The organism is Variovorax sp., assembly GCF_965279555.1.
GTDB lineage: Bacteria > Pseudomonadota > Gammaproteobacteria > Burkholderiales > Burkholderiaceae_C > Variovorax.
Genome location: NZ_OZ257247.1, coordinates 5493017 through 5514215, shown reverse-complemented (window position 1 = coordinate 5514215; position 21199 = coordinate 5493017). Strand labels below are relative to the sequence as shown.

Sequence of the window (21199 nt, the reverse complement as noted above, 5' to 3'; positions counted from 1 at the left end):
CGAGTCAATCAAATTCAACTGAAAGTTGAATATCGGCATGAAAATGCGCGCATGGAACCGCTCAATCACCTTGAATCCTTCGTGCAGAGCGCGGAGGGCGGCAGCTTTTCGGCCGCGGCCCGGCGCCTGGGGCTCACGCCCGCGGCGGTCAGCAAGAACGTGGCGCGGCTCGAGGCGCGGCTGGGCTTGCGGCTGTTCCAGCGCAGCACGCGCAGCCTCACGCTGACCGAGGGCGGCGAGCGCTTCCTCGCGCAGATCGGCGGCGCGCTCGCCACGCTGCGGGAGGCCGTGGCCGGCATCGACACTGACGACGGCCAGCCCGCCGGCGCGCTCAAGGTCAGCATGGGCCAGGCCTTCGGGCGAGAGCATGTGCTGCCGATGCTGGGCGACTTCCTCGCGCGCTACCCGGCCATCGTGCCGGACTGGCATTTCGACAACCAGCAGGTCGACCTGGTCGGCGAGGGCTTCGACGCGGCCATTGGCGGCGGCATCGAACTGTCGGCGGGGCTGGTGGCGCGCGAACTGGCTCGCGTCCACCAGGTGGCGGTGGCATCGCCGCGCTATTTGGAGGGGCGGCGGATACCCCGTCACCCGTCGGACCTGGCAACGCTCGACGCCTTGCTGCGCCGCTCGTCGCCCACCGGCCGTGTGCGCGGCTGGACGCTGCGGCACGTGCGCGCCGCCGCCAGCGAGGCGGAAACCACGGTCGAGCTGTCCCGCCCGCGCGCCGTCTTCAACGACCCCGAGGCGCTGGCACAGGCCGCGCTCATGGGGTTGGGGGTAGCGTTGCTGCCCATGCCCTTCGTCGAGCGCAACCTGCGCGGCGGCGAACTGGTGCGGCTGCTGCCCGAGTGGTACCAGGAGACGGGCGCGGTGTGGCTCTACTACCCGAGCAAGAAGCTGCTGCCGCCGAAGACGCGGGCGTTCGTAGACTTCGTGCTCGAGCGTTTTCGCAGCGAACGCTTCGCCCAGCGGATGCAGGTGGGCTGACCGACGACCCGCCGGTTCAAGGGGTTTTCACTCGCGACGCCGTAAGCGCCGCCGGGTACAAACGCGCGCATGACTTCCTTCTCTTCAATGAATCGCCGGACCGCGCTCGCGGCTTCGATCGCTACCGCCCTTACCCTGATGGCCGCCCCGTCCTGGGCCCAGAGCAACTGGCCGACCAAGCCGGTGCGCATCGTCGTGCCGTTCGCGGCCGGCGGCACCACCGACATCCTGGCGCGCGCGATCGCGCCGGAGCTTTCCAAGGCCTTCGGCCAGCAGTTCATCGTCGACAACCGCGCCGGCGCGGGCGGCAACCTGGGCGCCGAGATCGTGGCGCGCGCGCCCAACGACGGCTACACGCTGCTGATGGGAACGGTGGGCACGCACGGCATCAACCGCGCGCTCTACCCCAAGCTGCCCTTCGACCCGATCAAGGACTTCGCGCCCATCACGCTGGTGGCCGCCGTGCCCAACGTGATGGAAATGAACGCCGAAAAGGCCAAGGCGCTGAACATCCACAACGTGCAGGACTTCATCAAATACGCCAAGGCCAACCCCGGCAAGCTGAACATGGCGTCCAGCGGCAGCGGCACGTCGATCCACCTGGCGGGCGAGCTGTTCAAGAGCATGACGGGCACCTTCATGGCGCACATCCCGTACAAGGGCTCGGGCCCGGCGCTGCTGGACATGGTGGGCGGCAACGCCGACGTGATGTTCGACAACCTGCCTTCGTCGATGGCGCAGATCAAGGCCGGCAAGCTCACCGCGCTGGCCGTGACCAGCGCCCAGCGCTCGCCCGCGCTGCCTGACATTCCGACGGTGGCCGAAGTGGGAGGCCCGACGCTCAAGGGCTACGAGGCGAGCTCGTGGTTCGGGCTGCTGGCGCCGGCCGGCACCCCGCCCGAGGTCGTGAACCGCATTCAGCAGGAAGTGGCCAAGTCGCTGGGCACGCCGGCCATCAAGGAGAAGATGCTCGCGCAGGGCGCGCTGCCGAGCGGGAATTCACCCGCCGACTTCACGAAGCTCATTGCGAGCGAACACGTGAAGTGGGCGAAGGTGGTGAAGGACTCCGGCGCGAAGGTCGATTGAACCGCTGAAGACGCTCAGGTCTTCCAGGTCACGTCCTTCTTGTCGGCCAGCGAATCCTTGAGCATGTGAAGCAGGGGGGCTGCACGCTGGTGCAGTCCTACATGCTGCTTCTCGGCGTCGTTGGCATGGCCCTCGACCGCGTAGTCGTCGTGGTTGTGGGTATTGCCGCCCTCGCGGGCCAATGCGGCCTCGAGCGCGGAGATGGCGCCGGGAATCTGCTCGACCGTGATGATGCCTTGCGGCGCGGCCGACTTGCCGACGATGTCGAGCAACTGGCGCGCGTGCACTTCGAGCATCACGAAATCGGCGGAAGCCCGGGACTGGAATCGATAGAGCATGGTGTTCTCACTTACTTGTAGATGTAATCACGGGCAAAAGGGTACACCGATTGCGCACCGCGCAAGACGCCATGCTCGACCTTGCCGTCGGGCTTGGTCGACAGCATCTGGTGCAGCGAAATCCAGCCCTGCTCGAAGCTCATGGCCGAGCCCGCGAGGTACAGGCGATAGGCCCGCAGCACGCGCTCGGCGTTTTCGCCCTGGCGGCCGCCGCTGCGCTTGAGTATTTCGCGCGCGGTGTCGAGCTGCGCTTCGAGCGCGTCCGACCAGGCCCATAGCGTGCGCGCATAGTGCGGGCGGAGGCTCTCGGTGTCGACCATCTCCAGGCCGGCCGCGGCCGTCTCGCGCAGCACGTGCGTCACATGCAGCAGCTCGCCGCCGGGGAAGATGTATTTCTCGATGAAGTCGCCCATGCCCGCGCCCAGCTGGCGATAGTTGAGCTCGCCCGAGGTGATGCCGTGGTTCATGACCAGGCCGCCGGGCTTGAGCAGCGAATGGATCTTGCGGAAGTAGGTCGGCATGTTGGCCGCGCCCACGTGCTCGAACATGCCGACCGACGAGATCTTGTCGAAGGGCTGGTCGACCGACAGTTCGCGGTAGTCGCGCAGCTCGACGCGCACGCGGCCCTGCAGGCCCTTTTCCTCGATCAGCCGCTGCACGTGCGCGTGCTGGTTCTTCGACAGCGTGATGCCGGTGGCGTCCACGCCGTAGTGCTCCGCCGCCCACAGCAGCAGCGCGCCCCAGCCGGAGCCGATGTCGAGATAGCGCTCGCCCGGCTGCAGCATGAGCTTGCGGCAGATGTGGTCGAGCTTGGCTTCCTGGGCTTGCGCCAGCGTGAGGTCGGGCGTGCGGAAGTACGCGCACGAATAGACGCGGCGCGGGTCGAGCCACAGCGCGTAGAAATCGTCGGAAACGTCGTAGTGGAACTCGATCTGGGCCGCGTCCTTGCGCAGCGAATGCGAGCCGTGCGACTTGGCCATGTGCTGCAGGCGGCTCCACCAGCCGGTGTCGGTCTCGGCCGGGTTGCCCGGCAGCATGCCCACCGTGGCGTCGATCAGGTCGCGCATGGCGCCTTCGATCTGCACCTTGCCCTCGACGTATGCCTCGCCGATGGCCCCCACCTGCCGGGCCGCCAGCTTGGCAAGCACCGTCCACTCCTTGAAGGCCAGCGTGACGCGGGCCCCCGCCTGGGCAACGCGGCGGCCATCGGGCAACTCCAGCGCGATAGGAACAGGCAGCGAGGCCAGCTGCGACTCGATCTTGGGTATCAAGTTTTGCATGGGGCCCATGGTATTGATTTTTCCAAGTTTTTGCATGACTACCCGTGTCGGCGGAAGCCTCGAAACGGTGCGCCCGGGCGGTAGTTGCCAACCCGCATTGACAGCAGATTGTTTATGTCTAAACTATTGAAACATGAACAGCCTCAACCCGGTTCAATCCGTCCGCCCCGCTCCAGCCGCGGATCTCCAACGTATCCTGTGCATCGGTGGCGGGCCGGCCGGGCTGTACTTCGCCCTGCTGATGAAGGCACGCAACCCGGCGCTGCAGATCACGGTGGTGGAACGCAACCGCCCCTTCGACACCTTCGGCTGGGGCGTGGTGCTGAGCGACCAGACGCTGGGCAACCTGCGCGCTGCCGACGCCGAAACCGCGGCGCTCATCGGCAACGAGTTCCATCACTGGGACGACATCCAGGTGTTCTTCAAGGGCCGCCAGGTGCGCTCGGGCGGCCACGGCTTCTGCGGCATCGGCCGCAAGCGGCTGCTGAACATCCTGCAGGAACGCTGCCTGGCGCTGGGCGTCGACCTGGTTTTCGAGACCGATGCCACCGACGACCAGGCCATCGCCGCGAAGTACGAGGCCGACCTCGTCATTGCCAGCGACGGCCTCAACAGCCGCATCCGCCAGCGCTATGCCGACGTGTTCAAGCCAGACATCGATCTGCGCAACTGCCGCTTCGTGTGGCTGGGCACGCACCAGACCTTCGATGCCTTCACCTTCGCCTTTGAACAGACCGAGCACGGCTGGTTCCAGGCGCATGCCTACCAGTTCGACGACAAGACCTCGACCTTCATCGTCGAAACGCCGGAGGCCGTGTGGAAGGCACATGGCCTCGACCAGATGGAGCAGCCGGAGGCCATCGCCTTCTGCGAGAAGCTGTTCGCCAAGTACCTCGGCGGCCATCCGCTGATCAGCAATGCGACGCACCTGCGCGGCTCGGCCAACTGGATCCGCTTTCCGCGCGTGGTGTGCGAGCGCTGGACGCACCGCATCGACGTCGAAGGCCGCTCCGTCCCCGTGGTGCTGATGGGCGACGCTGCGCATACCGCGCACTTCTCCATCGGCTCGGGCACCAAGCTCGCGCTCGAAGACGCCATCGACCTGGCCAACGAATTCGCACAGGGCGGTACCGTCGACCACGTGCTCGAAGGCTACGAGGCACGCCGCAGCGTCGAGGTGCTGAAGATCCAGAACGCCGCGCGCAACTCGACCGAGTGGTTCGAGAACGTGCCGCGCTACACGGGCATGGAGATTGAGCAGTTCGCCTACTCGCTGCTCACGCGCTCCCAGCGCATCAGCCACGAGAACCTGCGCGTGCGCGACACGCAATGGCTCGGCGGCTATGAGAAATGGCTCGCGGGCGGCAAGGCCGTGCCGCCGATGCTCATGCCCTGCAAGGTGCGCGGGCTCACGCTGAAGAACCGCATCCTGGTGTCGCCGATGGCCACCTACAGCGCGGTCGACGGCGTGCCTCAAGACTTCCTGCTGGTGCACCTGGGCGCGCGCGCGCTCGGCGGCGCCGCGATGGTATTCGTCGAAATGACTAGCCCGACACCCGAAGGCCGCATCACACCGGCCTGCACGGGCATCTACAACGACGCGCAGCAGGCCGCCTTCAAGCGCATCGTCGATTTCGTGCACACGCAGTCGAGCGCGAAGATCGCGATGCAGCTCGGCCACAGCGGCCCCAAGGGTTCCACGCGCGTGGGCTGGGAAGGCACCGACGAGCCGCTCGAAAGCGGCAACTGGCCGCTGCTGGGCGCCAGCGCCGTGCCGTACGGCGAACAGAACCAGCTGCCCGCCGCCATCACGCGCGCCGAGATGGACACGCTGCGCGACCAGTTCGTCGCCTCGACGCGCCGCACGCTGGAAGCCGGCTTCGACTGGCTCGAGCTGCACTGCGCGCACGGCTACCTGCTGTCGGCCTTCATCAGCCCGCTCACCAACCTGCGCACCGACGAGTACGGCGGCGACATCGAGGCACGCTGCCGCTACCCGCTCGAAGTGTTCCGCGCCATGCGCGCCGTGTGGCCGGCGGACAAGCCCATGAGCGTGCGCATCTCCGCGCATGACTGGGCGCCCGGCGGCAACACCGACGCCGACGCTGTCGTGGTCGCGCGCCTCTTCAAGGAGGCCGGCGCGGACTTCATCGACGTCTCTTCGGGCCAGACGACGCGCGCCGCCAAGCCGGTGTACGGCCGCATGTACCAGACGCCCTTCTCCGACCGCATCCGCAACGAAGTGGGCATCTCGACCATCGCGGTGGGCGCCATCACCGATGCGGACCAGGCCAACAGCATCATCGCGGCCGGCCGCGCCGACCTGTGCGCCGTCGCGCGCCCGCACCTGGCCGACCCGGCCTGGACGCTGCATGAAGCCGCCAAGCTGCAAAGCCGCGAAGTCGACTGGCCGAAGCAGTACCTGAGCGGCCGCGACCAGATGTACCGCGAGATCGCCAAGCAGCAGCAGATGGCTGCAGCCGCCGCGGCGAACCCCGAGGAGACACACTGACATGGACCTCGAAGCGCGCGCGCACAGCGAACACCCCGAAGCCCTGCGGCTCTGGCTGCGGCTTCTCACCTGCACCCAGCTGATCGAGAAGCAGGTGCGCAACGAACTGCGCTCGCAGTTCGCGACCACGCTGCCGCGCTTCGACCTGATGTCTCAACTCGAGCGCTCGCCCGAGGGCCTGAAGATGAACGAGCTCTCGCGCCGCATGATGGTGACGGGCGGCAACGTCACCGGCATCACCGACCAGCTCGTGACCGAAGGGCTGGTGGAGCGCATCAATGTCGAGGGCGACCGCCGCGCCTGGCGCGTGCGCCTCACCGCGCGCGGCCGCAAGCTCTTCAACGAGATGGCGCAACAGCACGAAGACTGGATCGTCGAGGCTTTCGCGGGCCTCAGCGGAAAAGAGATCGCGCAGCTGCACAAGCTGCTCGGCAAGGTCAAGCAACACTCACACAACCAATCGATGGCGGAGACGGAATGAAGCACTACATCGGCGCAGGCAACCCCATGCGCGCGCAATTCGAGGCGAAGGCTGCCTACAAGGCCGAGCACTTCGCATGGAGCTACGAAGCGGGCGTCGGCACCATCACGCTGAACCGGCCCGAGCGCAAGAACCCGCTCACCTTCGACTCTTATGCCGAGCTGCGCGACCTGTTCCGCGCACTGGCCTACGCGACAGACGTGAAGGTGATCGTGGTCACCGGCGCGGGCGGCAATTTCTGCTCGGGCGGCGACGTGCACGAGATCATCGGCCCGCTGACCGGCATGCGCATGCCGGAGCTGCTGGAGTTCACGCGCATGACGGGCGACCTGGTGAAGGCCATCCGCTCGTGCCCGCAGCCCATCGTCGGTGCGATCGACGGCGTGTGCGCCGGCGCGGGCGCGATGATCGCGCTGGCCTGCGACCTGCGCTACGGCTCGCCCGCCACGCGCACCGCATTCCTCTTCACCCGCGTGGGCCTCGCCGGCGCGGACATGGGTGCATGCGCGCTGCTGCCGCGCGTGATCGGCCAGGGCCGTGCCTCGGAGCTGCTGTTCACCGGCCGCGCGATGACCGCGCAGGAAGGCCACGCCTGGGGCTTCTTCAACGCGCTGCACGAAAGCGATGCGTTGCTCGAGACCGCCACCAAGGTGGCGCGCGAGCTGGCCGAAGGCCCCACCTTCGCGCACGGCATGACCAAGACCATGCTCGCGCAGGAATGGTCGATGACCATCGACCAGGCCATCGAGGCCGAAGCGCAGGCACAAGCCATCTGCATGCAGACCGAAGACTTCAAGCGTGCGTACGAAGCCTTCGCGGCCAAGCGCAAGCCGGTGTTCGGCGGAGACTGACGCCATGACGAACAAGGCACCTGCCCCACCGTCGACAGCGCACCTGGCGCTGCCGTTCTTCGACGATGCGCATCGCGCGCTGGCCGAAGGCCTCTTGCCCTGGGCTGCTGCGCAGGAGATCGACGAGCACGACGACCGCGCCGCCTGCCGCGACTGGGTACGCCGTCTCGGCGAGGGCGGCTGGCTGCGCTACTGCGTGCCGGGCACATCGGGCGGTGCGCTCGAGCGGCTCGACTCGCGCGCCCTCGTGCTGCTGCGCGAAACGCTCGCCTTCCATTCGCCACTCGCCGACTTCGCCTTCGCGATGCAGGGCCTGGGCAGCGGCGCGATCACGCTCGCAGGCACGCCCGGGCAGCACGCCAACTACCTGACGGCAGTGGCCAATGGCAGCAAGATCGCGGCCTTCGCGCTCAGCGAGCCCGAGGCGGGCTCCGACGTGGGCGCGATGGCAATGCGCGCCGAGCCCACCGCCGATGGCTGGAGGCTCAACGGCGAGAAGACCTGGATCAGCAACGGCGGTATCGCCGACTTCTATTGCGTGTTCGCGAAGACCGATCCTGCAGGCGGCACGCGCGGCATCACCGCGTTCATCGTCGATGCGACGACGCCGGGCCTCGACACCTCCGCGCACATCGACGTGATGGCACCGCATCCGCTAGCCACCTTGCGCTTCGAGAACTGCGTGGTGCCGCGCGCCGCTCAGCTCGGCGAGCTCAACGGCGGCTTCAAGCTCGCGATGCGCACGCTCGACATCTTCCGGGCATCGGTAGCCGCCGCGGCGCTCGGCATGGGGCGACGCGCGCTGGCCGAAGCCATCGCGCATTCGAAGAACCGCCGCATGTTCGGTCAGACGCTCGCTGACTTCCAGCTCACGCAGGCCAAGCTCGGCGAGATGGCCGCACTGATCGACAGCGCGGCATTGCTCACCTATCGCGCGGCATGGATGCGCGACGACGCCGAACAGCGCGGCGCGCCCGCGGTGGGCGACGTGTCGGCAGCAGCCGCGATGGCGAAGATGTGCGCCACGGAAAACGCGAGCCGCGTGATCGACATGGCGCTGCAGATGCATGGCGGCCTCGGCGTGAAGGTTGGCACGAAGATTGAGAGCCTCTACCGCGACATCCGCTCGCTGCGCATCTACGAAGGCGCGACGGAGGTTCAACAACTGATCATTGGCAAATCCGTTCTGCGGGGATAAATACCGTGTCTGCCCAAGTCGACCGCTTCGTTCACGACCGCCTGCCGCCTGCCGCGCAGCTGCCCGTATTTCGCTACGACCTGCCCGAGTTGCAACTGCCCGACCAGTTGAACCTGGTCGAGGAACTGCTCGACAAGGCAACTGCCAAGGGCTTCGGCGACAACCCGATGCTTCGTTCGCCGCAGGGCACGCTCACCTATTCGCAAGCGGCCGTCGAGGTCAACCGCATCGCGCAGGTGCTGACGGAAGACCTCGGGCTGGTGCCAGGCAACCGCGTGTTGCTGCGCGGCGGCAACTCGGTGGCGATGGCGCTGGCATGGCTCGCCGTGGTGAAGGCGGGACTGATCGCGGTCGCGACAATGCCGCTGCTGCGCGCAAAGGAACTGGGCGAGATCATCGAGAAGGCACGGCCCGTGGCCGCGCTTTGCGATGGCCGGTTGCTCGATGAACTTGCGACTGCGCAGCGGGAGCATCCGGTGCTCGCCACCGTGATCGCGTTCAACCAGCCCGATGCACCGGACTCGCTCTCGGCGCGCGCCGCGAAGAAGAGCGGCCTGTTCACCGCATGCCCCACGGCATCGGACGACATTGCGCTGCTCGCGTTCACGTCGGGCACCACGGGCAAGCCGAAGGCGCCCGTGACCACGCATCGCGACGTGCTCGCGATGTGCCAGACCTGGCCGCGCCACGTGCTCAAGGCGCGCAGCGACGACATCGTGGTGGGCTCGCCGCCGCTGGCCTTCACCTTCGGCCTCGGTGGGCTGCTGGTGTTTCCGATGTGGGCCGGTGCCTCGGTGTACTTTCCCGATGCACCGTTCTCGCCCGAAGGGCTCGTGAAGCTGATCAACCAGGTCGGGGCGACCATCAGCTACACAGCGCCCACGTTCTACCGCCAGATGGCGCCCTTCGTGAAGCAGCACGGCATGCCGAGCCTTCGCATCAGCGTGAGCGCCGGCGAGGCACTGCCCGACGCCACGCGGCAGCTATGGAAGGAAGCCACCGGCATCGAGATGCTCGACGGTATCGGCGGCACCGAGGTGTTCCACATCTACATCTCGGCTGCCGGCGACGAGGTGCGCCGCGGCGCGGTCGGCAAGGCGGTGCCGGGCTTCACCGCGAAGGTGGTGGACGACGCAGGCAACGAGGTTCCGCATGGCACCGTCGGCAAGCTGGCGCTGCAGGGGCCTGTGGGCTGCCGCTATCTCGACGATCCGCGCCAGGCCGACTACGTGAAGAACGGCTGGAACTACCCGGGCGATTCGTTCGTGCAGGACGACGACGGCTACTTCTTCTACCAGGCGCGCGCCGACGACATGATCATCACGGCCGGCTACAACGTCGGCGGGCCGGAGGTGGAAGATGCGTTGCTGAAGCACCCCGCCGTGGCGGAGTGCGGTGTGATCGGCAAGCCGGACGCGGACCGCGGCATGATCGTCAAGGCTTTCTGCGTGCTCAAGCCCGGCCATGAAGGCGATGCAGCCTTGGTGAAGACGCTGCAGGACCATGTGAAGGCGACGATCGCGCCCTTCAAATACCCTCGGGAGATCGAGTTCGTCACGGCGCTTCCGCGCACCGAGACTGGCAAGCTCCAGCGATTCAAACTGAGACAACCCAACACAACATCATGATCAACAAACTCCTGCAGCCCGAAGGCTGGCTGCCTCCCAAGGGCTATGCGAACGGCGTCGCCGCACGCGGAACGATGCTGTTCGTCGGCGGCCAGATCGGCTGGAACGCGCAGCAACAGTTCGAGTCGGACGACTTCATCGACCAATGCGGCCAGGCGCTGCGCAACATCGCCGAAGTGCTTCGCGCTGGCGGCGCGGGCCCCGAGCACATGGTGCGCATGACCTGGTACGTGACGGACCGCGACGAATACAGCCGCCGCCTCTCCGAGCTGGGCCCGGTCTATCGCGATGCGATGGGGCGCAACTTCCCGGCCATGACCTGCGTGCAGGTTGCGGCGCTGGTGGAGCACCGCGCGAAGGTCGAGATCGAGGTGACGGCGGTCATTCCGGACTGATGCCTCGTCGGGCATGCGCCGCACTTTCACCGTAACGAGCGCGCGTAAATTCCAGAAACAGAAAAGCCCTCTTTGCGAGGGCTTTTTCAATTCATTTACCGGCCAAGAAAAAAGGCCCTTTGAAAATTCAAAGGGCCTTTTAAATTGGTTGCGCGAGCAAGATTTGAACTTGCGACCTTTGGGTTATGAGCCCAACGAGCTACCAGGCTGCTCCATCGCGCGGCAAGAATAAATTATAGCTTATTCAGCAGCGTTTTGCTCAGCTGCGTCTTCTTTAATTTCAGCACGGTCGACGAGTTCGACCAGCGCCATCGGCGCGTTGTCGCCCACGCGGAAACCCATCTTCAGGATGCGCGTGTAGCCGCCCGGACGGGCTGCGAAACGCGGACCGAGTTCGCCGAAGAGCTTCACGACGCTGTCGCGGTCGCGCAGGCGGTCGAAAGCCAGGCGCTTGTTGGCCAGCGTGGGCTTCTTGGCGAGCGTGATCATCGGTTCGATGACGCGGCGCAGCTCCTTGGCCTTGGGGACCGTGGTCTTGATGACTTCATGCTCGATGAGCGAGTTCATCATGTTCTGCAGCATCGCGAGGCGGTGCGAGCTGGTGCGGTTGAGTTTGCGGAGTCCGTGTCCGTGACGCATGGTGCTTTCCTTTACTTTATAAAAACAGGCAGCCGTATCAGGTACTGCCCGGTGCACTGGCTCTTTGGGGAGCCAAATTCAAAAATTCAAATCAACGCTTGTCGAGACCGGCCGGCGGCCAGCTTTCGAGTTTCATGCCCAAGGTCAGGCCGCGGGAGGCGAGCACTTCCTTGATTTCGTTGAGCGACTTGCGACCCAGGTTCGGGGTCTTGAGCAGCTCGTTTTCGGTGCGCTGGATCAGATCACCGATGTAGTAGATGTTCTCGGCCTTCAGGCAGTTCGCCGAACGCACGGTGAGTTCGAGCTCGTCGACAGGGCGCAGCAGGATCGGATCGAATTGCTGTGCGCTGCGCGGTGCCGGTGCATCGAATGCAGCCAGTTCGCCGCCTTCGAGCTGCGCGAACACTGCGAGCTGCTCGACCAGGATTTTAGCCGAAGCGCGAACTGCGTCTTCTGCGGTGATCGCACCGTTGGTTTCGATCTCGACGAGCAGCTTGTCCAGGTCGGTACGCTGTTCGACACGTGCGCTTTCGACCGTATAGCTCACGCGCTTGACGGGCGAGAACGACGCGTCGAGAACGATGCGGCCGATCGACTTGGTCGGCTCGTCCGCATAGCGGCGCATCGTGCCGGGCACGTAGCCGCGACCCTTTTCGACCTTGATCTGCATGTCGAGCTTGCCGCCTTGCGACAGGTGCGCGATCACATGGTCGGGGTTGATGATCTCGACGTCGTGCGGGGTCTGGATGTCCGATGCGAGGACCGGGCCTTCGCCGTCCTTGCGCAGGCTCAGCGTGACTTCGTCGCGGTTGTGGAGCTTGAACACCACGCCCTTGAGATTCAGCAGGATGTTGACGACATCTTCCTGCACGCCGTCGATCGACGAGTACTCATGCAGAACGCCAGCGATCGTGACTTCGGTGGCCGAGTAGCCGACCATGGACGACAGCAGAACGCGACGCAGCGCGTTGCCGAGCGTGTGGCCGTAGCCGCGCTCGAAAGGCTCGAGCGTTACCTTGGCCTTGTTGGCGGCAAGTTGCTCGACCTGGATGGTCTTGGGTTTCAGCAGGGTGGTTTGCATGCAGACTTCCTCTCAATACCCCCGGCTCGTTACACCGGTAAGGCTGGTGAAGCACCTGATCCGCGACGAAGCGCGGAGCAGGAACGTGAACAACAATATCAATCTCCCGCCGGCGCGAATGCGCCGCGGCGGGTAGAAAAAATCAACGCGAATACAGTTCGACGATCAGCGATTCGTTGATGTCGGCTGCGAATTCGTCGCGATCGGGCACCTTCTTGAACGTGCCTTCGGCCTTGTCGGCATTCACGTCGACCCAAGCCGGAATACCGACTTGCTGGGCGAGTTGCAGCGCTTCGACAATGCGGTTCTGCTTCTTCGACTTGTCGCGCACGGCGATCACGTCACCGGTCTTGACCAGGTACGACGGGATGTTGACCGACTGACCGTTCACCGTGATCGCCTTGTGCGACACGAGCTGGCGCGCTTCGGCGCGGGTCGAGCCGAAGCCCATGCGGTAGACGACGTTGTCCAGGCGCGATTCGAGGATGAACAGCAGGTTGGCGCCGGTGTTGCCACGGCGGCGATCGGCTTCTTCGAAGTAGCGGCGGAATTGCTTTTCGAGCACGCCGTACATGCGCTTGACCTTCTGCTTTTCACGCAGTTGCAGACCGTAGTCGGAAGTGCGCTGACCCGAGGTGCGACCATGCTGGCCGGGCTTGGAGTCGAACTTGGCCTTGTCCTGGATGGAGCGGCGGGCGCTCTTCAGGAACAGGTCGGTGCCTTCACGGCGAGAAAGTTTGGCCTTGGGGCCGAGGTAACGTGCCACGATTTTTCCTTTGTGTCATCTGCCGCAGTTGCCTGCGGGAGCCATCTGCGAAGCGCGGATGGCGGTGGGCTTAGATAAAAAACAAATGCGCAGCCGCTTGAAAAAGCCGGCTGCGCCTTGCGGACTGACGATCAGATGCGACGACGCTTCTGGGGACGGCAGCCGTTGTGCGGAACGGGCGTCACGTCGGCAATGGAATTGATCCGGATGCCGAGCGCAGCCAGTGCGCGCACCGACGATTCGCGACCAGGACCGGGGCCCTTGATCTCGACGTCGAGGTTCTTGATACCTTGTTCGACAGCAGCACGGCCGGCAACTTCGGAAGCGACCTGCGCAGCGAACGGGGTCGACTTGCGCGAGCCCTTGAAGCCCTGGCCACCCGACGAAGCCCACGACAGGGCGTTGCCCTGGCGATCGGTGATCGTGATGATGGTGTTGTTGAACGAGGCATGCACGTGGGCGATACCGTCCGCAACGTTCTTGCGAACCTTCTTGCGAACGCGCTGTGCGGCGTTGTTTGCAGGTGCTTTAGCCATGCTGGTCTATCCTTATTTCTTCAGGGACTGCGCAGCCTTGCGCGGACCCTTGCGGGTGCGGGCGTTGGTGCGCGTGCGCTGGCCGCGCATCGGCAGGCCGCGACGGTGACGGAAGCCGCGATAGCAGCCGATGTCCATCAAACGCTTGATGTTCATCGTCGTCTCGCGACGCAGATCGCCTTCGATGGTGAACAGAGCGATCTGGTCGCGGATCTTTTCGAGATCGGCGTCGGTCAGATCCTTGATCTTCTTCGAATACTCGATGCCGCTCGCTTCGCAGATTTGACGGGCGCGGGTGCGACCGATGCCGAAGATGGCGGTCAGGCCGATTTCAGCGTGCTTGTGCGGCGGGATGTTGATGCCAGCAATACGTGCCATGTGCGTCCTCTAATACTCTTCAATCAACCCTGGCGCTGCTTGTGGCGCGGGTCGGTGCAAATCACACGCACCACACCTTTACGGCGGATGACCTTGCAATTACGGCAGATGGTTTTGACCGAAGCCGAAACTCTCATTTCATTCTCCTAAAACTGTTTAACGTGGCGGTCTACCGCCCGGACTCAATACTGAAACACAGCCCTACGATGTCTTGAAGTTCGCCTTCTTCAGCAGCGATTCGTACTGCTGGGACATCATGTAGTTTTGCACCTGGGCCATGAAGTCCATCGTGACAACCACGATGATCAGCAGGGAGGTACCACCGAAGTAGAACGGCACGTTGTACTTCAGGATCAGGAACTCGGGCAGCAGGCAGACGAAGGTGATATACACCGCGCCGGCCAGCGTCAGGCGAACCAGAATCTTGTCGATATAGCGAGCGGTCTGGTCACCCGGGCGAATGCCAGGAATGAATGCACCACTCTTCTTCAGGTTGTCGGCCGTTTCCTTGCTGTTGAACACGAGTGCCGTGTAGAAGAAGCAGAAGAAAACGATCGCAGCGGCATACAGCAGCACGTAGATCGGTTCGCCCGGACGCAGTGCGCCCGCAACGTCCTTGATCCAGCGGAAGCCGCCTTCACCGGTACTGAACCAGCCGACCACCGTTGCGGGCAGCAGGATGATCGACGAGGCAAAGATCGGCGGGATCACGCCAGCCATGTTCAGCTTCAAGGGCAGGTGCGACGACTGGCCGCCATAGACCTTGTTGCCAACCTGGCGCCGCGCATAGTTCACGAGGATCTTGCGCTGACCGCGTTCGACGAACACCACGAAGTAGGTGACCAGCACGACGACGGCGATGATGAAGAGCGCAATGATCGGATTCATTGCACCAGTCGTCACCAGCGACGCCAGGCCACCGATCGCGTTCGGCAGGCCGGCCGCGATACCTGCAAAGATCAGGATCGAGATGCCGTTGCCCAGGCCGCGTTCGGTGATCTGCTCACCGAGCCACATCAGGAACATCGACCCTGCTGTCAGGCTCACCATGGCGGTCAGGCGGAAGCCGAAACCGGGAGCGATGACCAGACCAGCCGACGACTCGAGAGCCACCGCGATGCTGAACGATTGGAACAGTGCCAGACCGAGCGCGCCATAGCGCGTGTACTGCGTGATCTTGCGGCGGCCGGCCTCGCCTTCCTTCTTCAATTGCTCGAAGGTCGGAAGCACGTAGGTCATCAGCTGCATGATGATCGACGCCGAGATGTACGGCATGATCCCCAACGCGAACACGGTGAAGCGCGAGAGCGCCCCGCCCGAGAACATGTTGAACAGGCTCAGAATGCCGCCCTGCTGGCCCTGGAACAACGCTGCCAGCTGGTCCGGGTTGATACCCGGCACAGGAATGTGCGCGCCAATCCGGTAGACCACGAGCGCGAGCAGCAAAAAGACGAGCCGACGACGGAGGTCGCCGAACTTGCCTGTTTTTGCGATCGTTGCCGCGTTAGTTGCCACGAAGAACTTCTTTCAGTCCGATGGTGATCAGGCGATGCTGCCGCCGGCTGCTTCGATCGCAGCCTTGGCACCAGCGGTAGCGCCCACGCCCGTCAGCTTGACGGCCTTGGTCAGTTCGCCGGTCTTGACGACCTTGACGACCTTGGCGAGCTGGCCCACGAGGCCGGCTTGCTTCAGCGCCAGGACATCCACTTCGGCCAGGCCGAGCTGCTCGAGGGCAGTCAGCGTGACTTCGGCGTTGAACTTCAGCAGATGCGACTTGAAGCCGCGCTTCGGCAGGCGACGCTGCAGAGGCATTTGACCGCCTTCGAAGCCCACCTTGTGGAAGCCACCTGCGCGCGACTTCTGGCCCTTGTGACCGCGACCTGCAGTCTTGCCGATGCCAGAACCGATACCACGGCCAACGCGACGCTTGGCGTGCTTGGCGCCGGCTGCCGGCTTGATGCCATTGAGTTCCATATCAGTCTCTCTTACAGAACTTTGACCAGATAACTGATCTTGTTGATCATGCCGCGCACTGCGGGCGTGTCTTGCAGCTCGCTCACGCTGTTGAGCTTGCGCAGGCCGAGGCCGCGCACGGTCGCGCGATGCGATTCCTTGGTACCGATCGGGCTCTTGACCAATTGGACCTTGAGGGTTTGTTGTTGCGTCATTTGAATGCTTCTTTCGGCTTGCGCTTAAGCGAAGATTTCTTCGACGGTGAGGCCGCGCTTGGCAGCCACTTGACCCGCGGTCGTCGAGTTCTTCAACCCGTCGAGCGTGGCGCGAACCATGTTGTAGGGGTTCGACGAACCATGGCTCTTGGCCACGATGTCGGTGATACCCATCACTTCGAACACGGCGCGCATCGGGCCGCCGGCGATGATGCCGGTACCCTTGGGAGCCGGGTACATCACAACCGTCGAAGCGCCATGGTGGCCTTGCACCTGGTGGTGCAGCGTGCCGTTCTTGATCGAAACCTTCAGCAGGTTGCGACGCGCTTCTTCCATGGCCTTCTGCACTGCAGCGGGCACTTCCTTCGACTTACCCTTGCCCATGCCGACGCGGCCATCGCCATCACCAACGACGGTGAGTGCTGCGAAACCGAGGATACGACCACCCTTCACCACCTTGGTGACGCGGTTGATCGCGATCATCTTCTCGCGCAAACCGTCCTCGGGGCCTTCGTTCTGCGTTCTTGCCTGAATCTTTGCCATTTTGAATCTCGTGTCCGGTTAGAACTGCAGGCCGGCTTCGCGGGCGGCCTCGGCCAGCGCCTTGACGCGGCCGTGGTAAGCGAAACCTGCGCGGTCGAAAGCGACCTTCTCGACGCCGGCTGCCTTCGCCTTTTCAGCGATGCGCTTGCCGACGGCGGTGGCTGCGGCGGCATTGCCGCCCTTGCCCGAACCGCCGAGCGAGGTACGCACTTCGGCTTCTGCCGTCGATGCGGTTGCAATCACCTTGGAGCCGTCGTCGGAGATGACGGTTGCATAGATGTGCAGGTTGGTGCGGTTCACCGTCAGACGGGCCACGCCCTGCGTCGCGATGCGAATGCGGGTCTGGCGCGAGCGGCGAAGACGCTGTGCTTTTTTGGTCAACATCATTTTGCTGCCCCTTACTTCTTCTTGGTCTCTTTGATCACGATCTTCTCGTCCGAATAACGGATACCCTTGCCCTTGTAAGGCTCGGGCGGACGAACAGCGCGGATCTCAGCGGCGATTTGACCAACGCGCTGACGGTCAGCACCCTTGATCACGATTTCGGTCGGGGTCGCGGTGGCCACCGTGATGCCTTGCGGCATGTCGATGTTGACCGGGTGCGAGTAACCGACTTGCAGGTTCAACTTGTTGTTGGAGGCTGCAGCCTTGTAGCCGACGCCGACCAGGTTGAGCTTCTTCTCGAAGCCCTTGGTCACGCCAACCACCATGTTGTTCACCAGCTGACGGATCGTGCCGCTCATCGCATTCGCTTCACGCGAATCGTTGGCGGGCTCGAAGTTCAGCTTGCCGTCATTGCTGACGATCTTCACCAGCGCATTGCGGGCCAGGCTGAGCGAACCGCCCGTGCCCTTGACGCTGATCTGGTCTTCCTTGATCGACACATCCACGCCTGCGGGGATGGTGATCGGCATTTTTCCTACTCGGGACATTTCAGTAACTCCTCGATGTCTCGGTTAGGCGACGTAGCACAGAACTTCACCGCCGACACCGGAGGCGCGAGCCTTGCGGTCGGTCATCACGCCCTTGGGGGTCGTGACGATCGCAACGCCGAGGCCGTTCTGGACTTGCGGAATGGAAGCACTGGCCTTGTAGACACGCAGGCCGGGGCGGCTCACGCGCTCGATGCGCTCGATGACCGGACGGCCAGCGTAGTACTTCAGCGAGATTTCAAGTTCGCTCTTGCCGGCTTCGGTCTTGACCTGGAAGCCGTCGATATAGCCCTCGTCCTTCAGGACTTGTGCGATTGCGATCTTCACCTTGGAAGACGGAACCGACACGGTGGGCTTCGCCACCATCTGCGCGTTACGGATACGCGTCAGCAGGTCGGCAATGGGATCACTCATGCTCATGTTGTTTGCTCCTGCCTGGCTTACCAGCTGGCCTTGGTGACACCGGGGATGTCGCCGTTGAAAGCCAGTTCGCGGATCTTGGCGCGGGCCAGACCGAATTGACGGAAAGTGCCACGGGGGCGACCGGTGATTTCGCAACGGTTGCGCTGACGCGTGGGGTTCGCGTTGCGCGGGAGCTTTTGCAGCGCCAGACGAGCAGCTGCACGCTCTTCGTCGGTCTTCTTCACGTCGTTGGAAGTCGCCTTCAGTTCCGCGTGCTTCGCAGCGAACTTGGCAACCAGCTTGTCGCGCTTGAGTTCGCGCTGGATCAAAGATGCTTTAGCCACGGATCACCTCAGTTCTTGAACGGGAAACGGAAGCCGGCGAGAAGCGCCTTGGCTTCTTCATCGGTCTTGGCCGTCGTCGTGATGCTGATATTCAGACCGCGCAGGGCATCGACCTTGTCGTACTCGATCTCGGGGAAAATGATCTGTTCCTTGACGCCGATGTTGTAGTTGCCACGGCCGTCGAACGCACGGCCGGAGATGCCGCGGAAGTCGCGAACACGCGGCAGCGCGATGGTCACGAAACGGTCCAGGAACTCATACATCTGCACGCCACGCAGCGTGACCATGCAGCCGATCGGCTGGTTTTCGCGGATCTTGAAACCGGCGATAGCCTTCTTCGACTTGGTGACCACGGGCTTCTGGCCAGCGATCTTGGTCAGGTCGGCGACGGCGTTGTCGAGAACCTTCTTGTCGGCGACTGCTTCACCCACACCCATGTTCAGGGTGATCTTGGTGAGGCGCGGAACCTGCATCGGCGACTTGTAGCCGAACTTTTCCGTCAGGTCTTTCGCGATCTTTTCGCGATAGTGTTGTTGGAGACGTGCCATGTGAGTACCTCTTAGGCGAACTTGATTTCGTCGCCGCTGGACTTGAAGACGCGAACAGCCACGCGCTTGCCGTCAGCACCCTGGGTGATCTTGATGCCCACGCGGTCGGCCTTGCCGGTCGCGGCATTGAAGATCGCCACGTTGGATTGGTGAATGGGCATGGACTTCTCGACGATGCCACCGGCCATACCCTTGAGGGGGTTCGGCTTGGTGTGCTTCTTGACGAGGTTCAGGCCTTCGATGACGACGTGCGAGTCGTCCTTGCGCAGCGAGACGGTGCCCCGCTTGCCCTTGTCACGGCCGGCCAACACGATGACCTGGTCGCCTTTGCGAATCTTGTTCATGGCGTTGTTGTCCTTACAGAACTTCGGGTGCCAGCGACACGATCTTCATGAACTTCTCGGTGCGCAGTTCGCGCGTGACCGGTCCGAAGATGCGGGTGCCGATGGGCTCCAGCTTGGCATTGAGCAGCACGGCGGCATTGCCGTCGAACTTGACGAGCGAACCGTCGGCGCGACGGATGCCCTTGGCGGTGCGGACCACCACTGCGCTGTAGATCTCGCCCTTCTTGACGCGACCACGCGGAGCGGCTTCCTTGATGCTGACCTTGATGACGTCGCCCACGCTGGCGTAACGCCGCTTGGAGCCACCGAGCACCTTGATACACAGGACGGATTTCGCGCCTGTGTTGTCGGCCACTTCGAGCCGGGATTCAGTTTGGATCATTTCTTGATATTCCCAACTTGTACCGATGTGCCTCCAGGAGGGAAACACCGCGGTCAGTCTTGGGCCCGTCGTCCGCACCTCGAACCACTCGAGGCACTTCCGCTTTGGGCTGAAAGCTTCGCCTTTTGGAAGCGAAGCCCGCGATTGTTGCACGCACTTGTGCCGATGTCAACAACCCTATTACACCACCAAGCACTGGCACTAGACTAACAAAGGTGCGCACCCCTGTGAAATCGCCCTTTTCAGCCCCGCTTCCGAGCCGCCGCAGCTTTCTGGCCGGCGCGGCCGGCCTGCTGGCGCTGGGCCTGGGCGCCTGCAGGAGCGCCGCTCCGCAGCAGGACCCCGGCCGGCTGCGACTGGTGGCCGAGGCGCGCTGGGCGCACCGCCTTCATATTGAAGGCACCACGGTGGGCGGCCTCTCGGGTATCGACTACGACCCGGTGCGAGGTGAGTACCTGCTCATCAGCGATGACCGGTCAGACTTCGATCCGGTGCGCTACTACACCGCACGTTGGCCCCTGCCGCAGGCCGCGCCGCCCGAACCCACCGGCGTGGTGAAGCTGCAACGCCCCGGCGGCGGCCCCTGGCCCGGCCGGCGCCAGGCCATCGACGGCCTCCCGGTGCCCGACCCCGAAGCCCTGCGCCTGCGCCCCTCGACCGGCACCATCCTGTGGACCAGCGAAGGCGACATCGCCCGGGGTTTCGGCCCCGCGCTCTACGAATCGGCCCGCGACGGGCGCTTCCTGCGCGAATTCGCCATGCCGCCGATGTTCCAGCCCGACCCGGCAAAGCGCCGCGGCCCGCGCGACAACCTGACGTTCGAGGGCGTCACCCTCACGCCGGACGGCCGCTTCGCCTGGCTGGGCATGGAGAACGCGCTGATCCAGGACGGCCCCGAGCCCACCACCGGCGCGCCCGGCGGCCCCTGCCGCTTCACCCAGGTCGACCTGGAGAGCGGCCGCGCCGTGCGCCAGATCGCCTACGTGCCCGACGCCATTCCGCTGCGCCCGCTGGTGCCCGGCACCTATGCCGACAACGGCGTCAGCGAGATCCTGATGATCGACGCCCACCGCATGCTGGTGCTGGAGCGCGCCTATGCCACCGGCGCGGGCAACTCGCTTCGCCTCTACGAGATCGACACCCGCACCGCCGGCGAGGTGCTCTCCATCGACACGCTGGCGCCGGGGAACCACCGCCCGGCCTCCAAGACCCTGGTGGCGGACTTCGCCGCCTTGGGCCTGTCGCGGCTCGACAACACCGAAGGCATGTGCTGGGGGCCGCCGCTGCCCGACGGCAAGCGCATGCTGGTGGTCGTGAGCGACGACAATTTCAATCCGCTGCAGATCACCCAGTTCGCTGCCTTCGCCTTCGAATAAC

Annotated in this window: 28 protein-coding genes and 1 tRNA gene; 9 read left to right on the top strand and 20 right to left on the bottom strand. The window is 64.2% G+C overall.

From position 1 onward, the window contains the following. Positions 1–51 precede the first annotated feature (51 nt). Together ACQY8B_RS25905 and ACQY8B_RS25900 are read left to right on the top strand one after the other, a co-directional pair. Positions 52–990, top strand: coding sequence for a LysR family transcriptional regulator (locus tag ACQY8B_RS25905; protein ID WP_422084544.1), 939 nt, complete (start codon positions 52–54; stop codon positions 988–990). An 87-nt stretch (positions 991–1077) separates the two neighbouring features. After that, a complete protein-coding gene (locus ACQY8B_RS25900) occupies positions 1078–2076 on the top strand; it encodes a Bug family tripartite tricarboxylate transporter substrate binding protein (protein ID WP_422084543.1) in 999 nt (332 codons plus the stop codon). A 14-nt stretch (positions 2077–2090) separates the two neighbouring features. On the opposite strand, the gene ACQY8B_RS25895 is transcribed toward ACQY8B_RS25900, so the two are convergent. Next, entirely contained in the window at positions 2091–2414 is a 324-nt protein-coding gene (locus tag ACQY8B_RS25895; protein WP_422084542.1) for a DUF1840 domain-containing protein, read from the bottom strand. Positions 2415–2425: 11 nt separating this feature from the next. Beyond that, on the bottom strand, positions 2426–3694 hold the full coding sequence (locus ACQY8B_RS25890; protein ID WP_422084541.1) for a class I SAM-dependent methyltransferase: 1269 nt from the start codon (positions 3692–3694) through the stop codon (positions 2426–2428). Positions 3695–3827: 133 nt separating this feature from the next. Here ACQY8B_RS25890 and ACQY8B_RS25885 point away from each other — a divergent pair, with 133 nt between their 5' ends. The 6 genes from ACQY8B_RS25885 to ACQY8B_RS25860 are packed head-to-tail and all read left to right on the top strand — an operon-like array spanning position 3828 to position 10759. Beyond that, complete coding sequence (locus ACQY8B_RS25885; protein WP_422084540.1) at positions 3828–6206, top strand: bifunctional salicylyl-CoA 5-hydroxylase/oxidoreductase; 2379 nt, start codon at positions 3828–3830, stop codon at positions 6204–6206. A gap of 1 nt (position 6207) precedes the next feature. Then, the gene (locus ACQY8B_RS25880; protein ID WP_422084539.1) at positions 6208–6687 is read left to right on the top strand and encodes a MarR family winged helix-turn-helix transcriptional regulator; all 480 of its coding nucleotides are present in this window, start codon (positions 6208–6210) and stop codon (positions 6685–6687) included. Beyond that, the gene (locus tag ACQY8B_RS25875) at positions 6684–7538 is read left to right on the top strand and encodes an enoyl-CoA hydratase family protein (protein WP_422084538.1); all 855 of its coding nucleotides are present in this window, start codon (positions 6684–6686) and stop codon (positions 7536–7538) included. Before ACQY8B_RS25880 ends, ACQY8B_RS25875 begins: the two co-directional genes overlap by 4 nt. A gap of 4 nt (positions 7539–7542) precedes the next feature. Then, on the top strand, positions 7543–8736 hold the full coding sequence (locus tag ACQY8B_RS25870) for an acyl-CoA dehydrogenase family protein (RefSeq protein WP_422084537.1): 1194 nt from the start codon (positions 7543–7545) through the stop codon (positions 8734–8736). A gap of 5 nt (positions 8737–8741) precedes the next feature. After that, entirely contained in the window at positions 8742–10364 is a 1623-nt protein-coding gene (locus tag ACQY8B_RS25865) for an AMP-binding protein (protein WP_422084536.1), read from the top strand. Continuing rightward, on the top strand, positions 10361–10759 hold the full coding sequence (locus ACQY8B_RS25860) for a RidA family protein (RefSeq protein ID WP_081267432.1): 399 nt from the start codon (positions 10361–10363) through the stop codon (positions 10757–10759). The genes ACQY8B_RS25865 and ACQY8B_RS25860 overlap by 4 nt, the downstream gene beginning before the upstream one ends. Before the next feature lie 145 nt (positions 10760–10904). Here ACQY8B_RS25860 and ACQY8B_RS25855 read toward each other — a convergent pair. From ACQY8B_RS25855 to rplN, 18 genes are all read right to left on the bottom strand, one after another. Further along, positions 10905–10981, bottom strand: a tRNA-Met gene (locus ACQY8B_RS25855). Positions 10982–10999: 18 nt separating this feature from the next. Then, the gene (rplQ, locus tag ACQY8B_RS25850) at positions 11000–11398 is read right to left on the bottom strand and encodes a 50S ribosomal protein L17 (protein ID WP_422084535.1); all 399 of its coding nucleotides are present in this window, start codon (positions 11396–11398) and stop codon (positions 11000–11002) included. Positions 11399–11489: 91 nt separating this feature from the next. Continuing rightward, positions 11490–12479 (bottom strand): DNA-directed RNA polymerase subunit alpha, encoded by a 990-nt coding sequence (locus ACQY8B_RS25845; RefSeq protein WP_009124827.1) that lies wholly within the window; start codon positions 12477–12479, stop codon positions 11490–11492. A 142-nt stretch (positions 12480–12621) separates the two neighbouring features. Beyond that, on the bottom strand, positions 12622–13245 hold the full coding sequence (gene rpsD / locus ACQY8B_RS25840) for a 30S ribosomal protein S4 (RefSeq protein ID WP_009124826.1): 624 nt from the start codon (positions 13243–13245) through the stop codon (positions 12622–12624). A gap of 131 nt (positions 13246–13376) precedes the next feature. Next, positions 13377–13781, bottom strand: coding sequence for a 30S ribosomal protein S11 (gene rpsK, locus ACQY8B_RS25835; protein WP_009124825.1), 405 nt, complete (start codon positions 13779–13781; stop codon positions 13377–13379). A 12-nt stretch (positions 13782–13793) separates the two neighbouring features. After that, positions 13794–14159, bottom strand: a complete 366-nt coding sequence (rpsM, locus tag ACQY8B_RS25830) for a 30S ribosomal protein S13 (protein WP_013544105.1) — start codon at positions 14157–14159, stop codon at positions 13794–13796. 23 nt (positions 14160–14182) lie between these two features. Beyond that, on the bottom strand, positions 14183–14296 hold the full coding sequence (rpmJ, locus tag ACQY8B_RS25825) for a 50S ribosomal protein L36 (protein WP_013544106.1): 114 nt from the start codon (positions 14294–14296) through the stop codon (positions 14183–14185). Between the two features lie 64 nt (positions 14297–14360). Beyond that, on the bottom strand, positions 14361–15674 hold the full coding sequence (gene secY / locus ACQY8B_RS25820) for a preprotein translocase subunit SecY (protein ID WP_009124822.1): 1314 nt from the start codon (positions 15672–15674) through the stop codon (positions 14361–14363). Positions 15675–15701: 27 nt separating this feature from the next. Beyond that, positions 15702–16133, bottom strand: a complete 432-nt coding sequence (gene rplO, locus ACQY8B_RS25815; protein WP_009124820.1) for a 50S ribosomal protein L15 — start codon at positions 16131–16133, stop codon at positions 15702–15704. An 11-nt stretch (positions 16134–16144) separates the two neighbouring features. Next, positions 16145–16327 carry a 50S ribosomal protein L30 gene (rpmD, locus tag ACQY8B_RS25810; protein ID WP_019653974.1) on the bottom strand — a complete coding sequence of 61 codons (183 nt, stop codon included), beginning with the start codon at positions 16325–16327 and terminating at the stop codon, positions 16145–16147. 24 nt (positions 16328–16351) lie between these two features. Next, positions 16352–16870, bottom strand: a complete 519-nt coding sequence (gene rpsE / locus ACQY8B_RS25805; RefSeq protein ID WP_081267430.1) for a 30S ribosomal protein S5 — start codon at positions 16868–16870, stop codon at positions 16352–16354. An 18-nt stretch (positions 16871–16888) separates the two neighbouring features. Then, complete coding sequence (rplR, locus tag ACQY8B_RS25800) at positions 16889–17254, bottom strand: 50S ribosomal protein L18 (protein ID WP_081267539.1); 366 nt, start codon at positions 17252–17254, stop codon at positions 16889–16891. A gap of 14 nt (positions 17255–17268) precedes the next feature. Continuing rightward, on the bottom strand, positions 17269–17802 hold the full coding sequence (rplF, locus tag ACQY8B_RS25795; protein ID WP_422084534.1) for a 50S ribosomal protein L6: 534 nt from the start codon (positions 17800–17802) through the stop codon (positions 17269–17271). 24 nt (positions 17803–17826) lie between these two features. Continuing rightward, positions 17827–18222: a 30S ribosomal protein S8 gene (rpsH, locus tag ACQY8B_RS25790; protein ID WP_081267428.1), complete on the bottom strand. Its 396-nt coding sequence runs from the start codon at positions 18220–18222 to the stop codon at positions 17827–17829. Positions 18223–18242: 20 nt separating this feature from the next. Then, positions 18243–18548, bottom strand: a complete 306-nt coding sequence (gene rpsN / locus ACQY8B_RS25785; RefSeq protein WP_237676609.1) for a 30S ribosomal protein S14 — start codon at positions 18546–18548, stop codon at positions 18243–18245. 8 nt (positions 18549–18556) lie between these two features. Next, on the bottom strand, positions 18557–19096 hold the full coding sequence (rplE, locus tag ACQY8B_RS25780; RefSeq protein ID WP_013544114.1) for a 50S ribosomal protein L5: 540 nt from the start codon (positions 19094–19096) through the stop codon (positions 18557–18559). A gap of 11 nt (positions 19097–19107) precedes the next feature. After that, a complete protein-coding gene (gene rplX, locus ACQY8B_RS25775; RefSeq protein WP_422084533.1) occupies positions 19108–19440 on the bottom strand; it encodes a 50S ribosomal protein L24 in 333 nt (110 codons plus the stop codon). 13 nt (positions 19441–19453) lie between these two features. Continuing rightward, entirely contained in the window at positions 19454–19822 is a 369-nt protein-coding gene (rplN, locus tag ACQY8B_RS25770; RefSeq protein WP_009124801.1) for a 50S ribosomal protein L14, read from the bottom strand. Positions 19823–20049: 227 nt separating this feature from the next. Between rplN and ACQY8B_RS25765 the strand changes: the two genes are divergently transcribed. Then, positions 20050–21198, top strand: a complete 1149-nt coding sequence (locus ACQY8B_RS25765) for an esterase-like activity of phytase family protein (RefSeq protein WP_422084532.1) — start codon at positions 20050–20052, stop codon at positions 21196–21198. The last annotated feature ends 1 nt before the right edge of the window (position 21199 follow it).

Bases quoted from the DNA above. Each gene is read 5' to 3' on its own strand.
- ACQY8B_RS25905 (WP_422084544.1), top strand. From the start codon at position 52: ATGGAACCGCTCAATCACCTTGAATCCTTCGTGCAGAGCGCGGAGGGC.
- ACQY8B_RS25900 (WP_422084543.1), top strand. From the start codon at position 1,078: ATGAATCGCCGGACCGCGCTCGCGGCTTCGATCGCTACCGCCCTTACC.
- ACQY8B_RS25895 (WP_422084542.1), bottom strand. From the start codon at position 2,414: ATGCTCTATCGATTCCAGTCCCGGGCTTCCGCCGATTTCGTGATGCTC.
- ACQY8B_RS25890 (WP_422084541.1), bottom strand. From the start codon at position 3,694: ATGCAAAACTTGATACCCAAGATCGAGTCGCAGCTGGCCTCGCTGCCT.
- ACQY8B_RS25885 (WP_422084540.1), top strand. From the start codon at position 3,828: ATGAACAGCCTCAACCCGGTTCAATCCGTCCGCCCCGCTCCAGCCGCG.
- ACQY8B_RS25880 (WP_422084539.1), top strand. From the start codon at position 6,208: ATGGACCTCGAAGCGCGCGCGCACAGCGAACACCCCGAAGCCCTGCGG.
- ACQY8B_RS25875 (WP_422084538.1), top strand. From the start codon at position 6,684: ATGAAGCACTACATCGGCGCAGGCAACCCCATGCGCGCGCAATTCGAG.
- ACQY8B_RS25870 (WP_422084537.1), top strand. From the start codon at position 7,543: ATGACGAACAAGGCACCTGCCCCACCGTCGACAGCGCACCTGGCGCTG.
- ACQY8B_RS25860 (WP_081267432.1), top strand. From the start codon at position 10,361: ATGATCAACAAACTCCTGCAGCCCGAAGGCTGGCTGCCTCCCAAGGGC.
- rplQ (WP_422084535.1), bottom strand. From the start codon at position 11,398: ATGCGTCACGGACACGGACTCCGCAAACTCAACCGCACCAGCTCGCAC.
- ACQY8B_RS25845 (WP_009124827.1), bottom strand. From the start codon at position 12,479: ATGCAAACCACCCTGCTGAAACCCAAGACCATCCAGGTCGAGCAACTT.
- rpsK (WP_009124825.1), bottom strand. From the start codon at position 13,781: ATGGCTAAAGCACCTGCAAACAACGCCGCACAGCGCGTTCGCAAGAAG.
- rpsM (WP_013544105.1), bottom strand. From the start codon at position 14,159: ATGGCACGTATTGCTGGCATCAACATCCCGCCGCACAAGCACGCTGAA.
- rpmJ (WP_013544106.1), bottom strand. From the start codon at position 14,296: ATGAGAGTTTCGGCTTCGGTCAAAACCATCTGCCGTAATTGCAAGGTC.
- rplO (WP_009124820.1), bottom strand. From the start codon at position 16,133: ATGGAACTCAATGGCATCAAGCCGGCAGCCGGCGCCAAGCACGCCAAG.
- rpmD (WP_019653974.1), bottom strand. From the start codon at position 16,327: ATGACGCAACAACAAACCCTCAAGGTCCAATTGGTCAAGAGCCCGATC.
- rpsE (WP_081267430.1), bottom strand. From the start codon at position 16,870: ATGGCAAAGATTCAGGCAAGAACGCAGAACGAAGGCCCCGAGGACGGT.
- rplR (WP_081267539.1), bottom strand. From the start codon at position 17,254: ATGTTGACCAAAAAAGCACAGCGTCTTCGCCGCTCGCGCCAGACCCGC.
- rplF (WP_422084534.1), bottom strand. From the start codon at position 17,802: ATGTCCCGAGTAGGAAAAATGCCGATCACCATCCCCGCAGGCGTGGAT.
- rpsH (WP_081267428.1), bottom strand. From the start codon at position 18,222: ATGAGCATGAGTGATCCCATTGCCGACCTGCTGACGCGTATCCGTAAC.
- rplE (WP_013544114.1), bottom strand. From the start codon at position 19,096: ATGGCACGTCTCCAACAACACTATCGCGAAAAGATCGCGAAAGACCTG.
- rplX (WP_422084533.1), bottom strand. From the start codon at position 19,440: ATGAACAAGATTCGCAAAGGCGACCAGGTCATCGTGTTGGCCGGCCGT.
- rplN (WP_009124801.1), bottom strand. From the start codon at position 19,822: ATGATCCAAACTGAATCCCGGCTCGAAGTGGCCGACAACACAGGCGCG.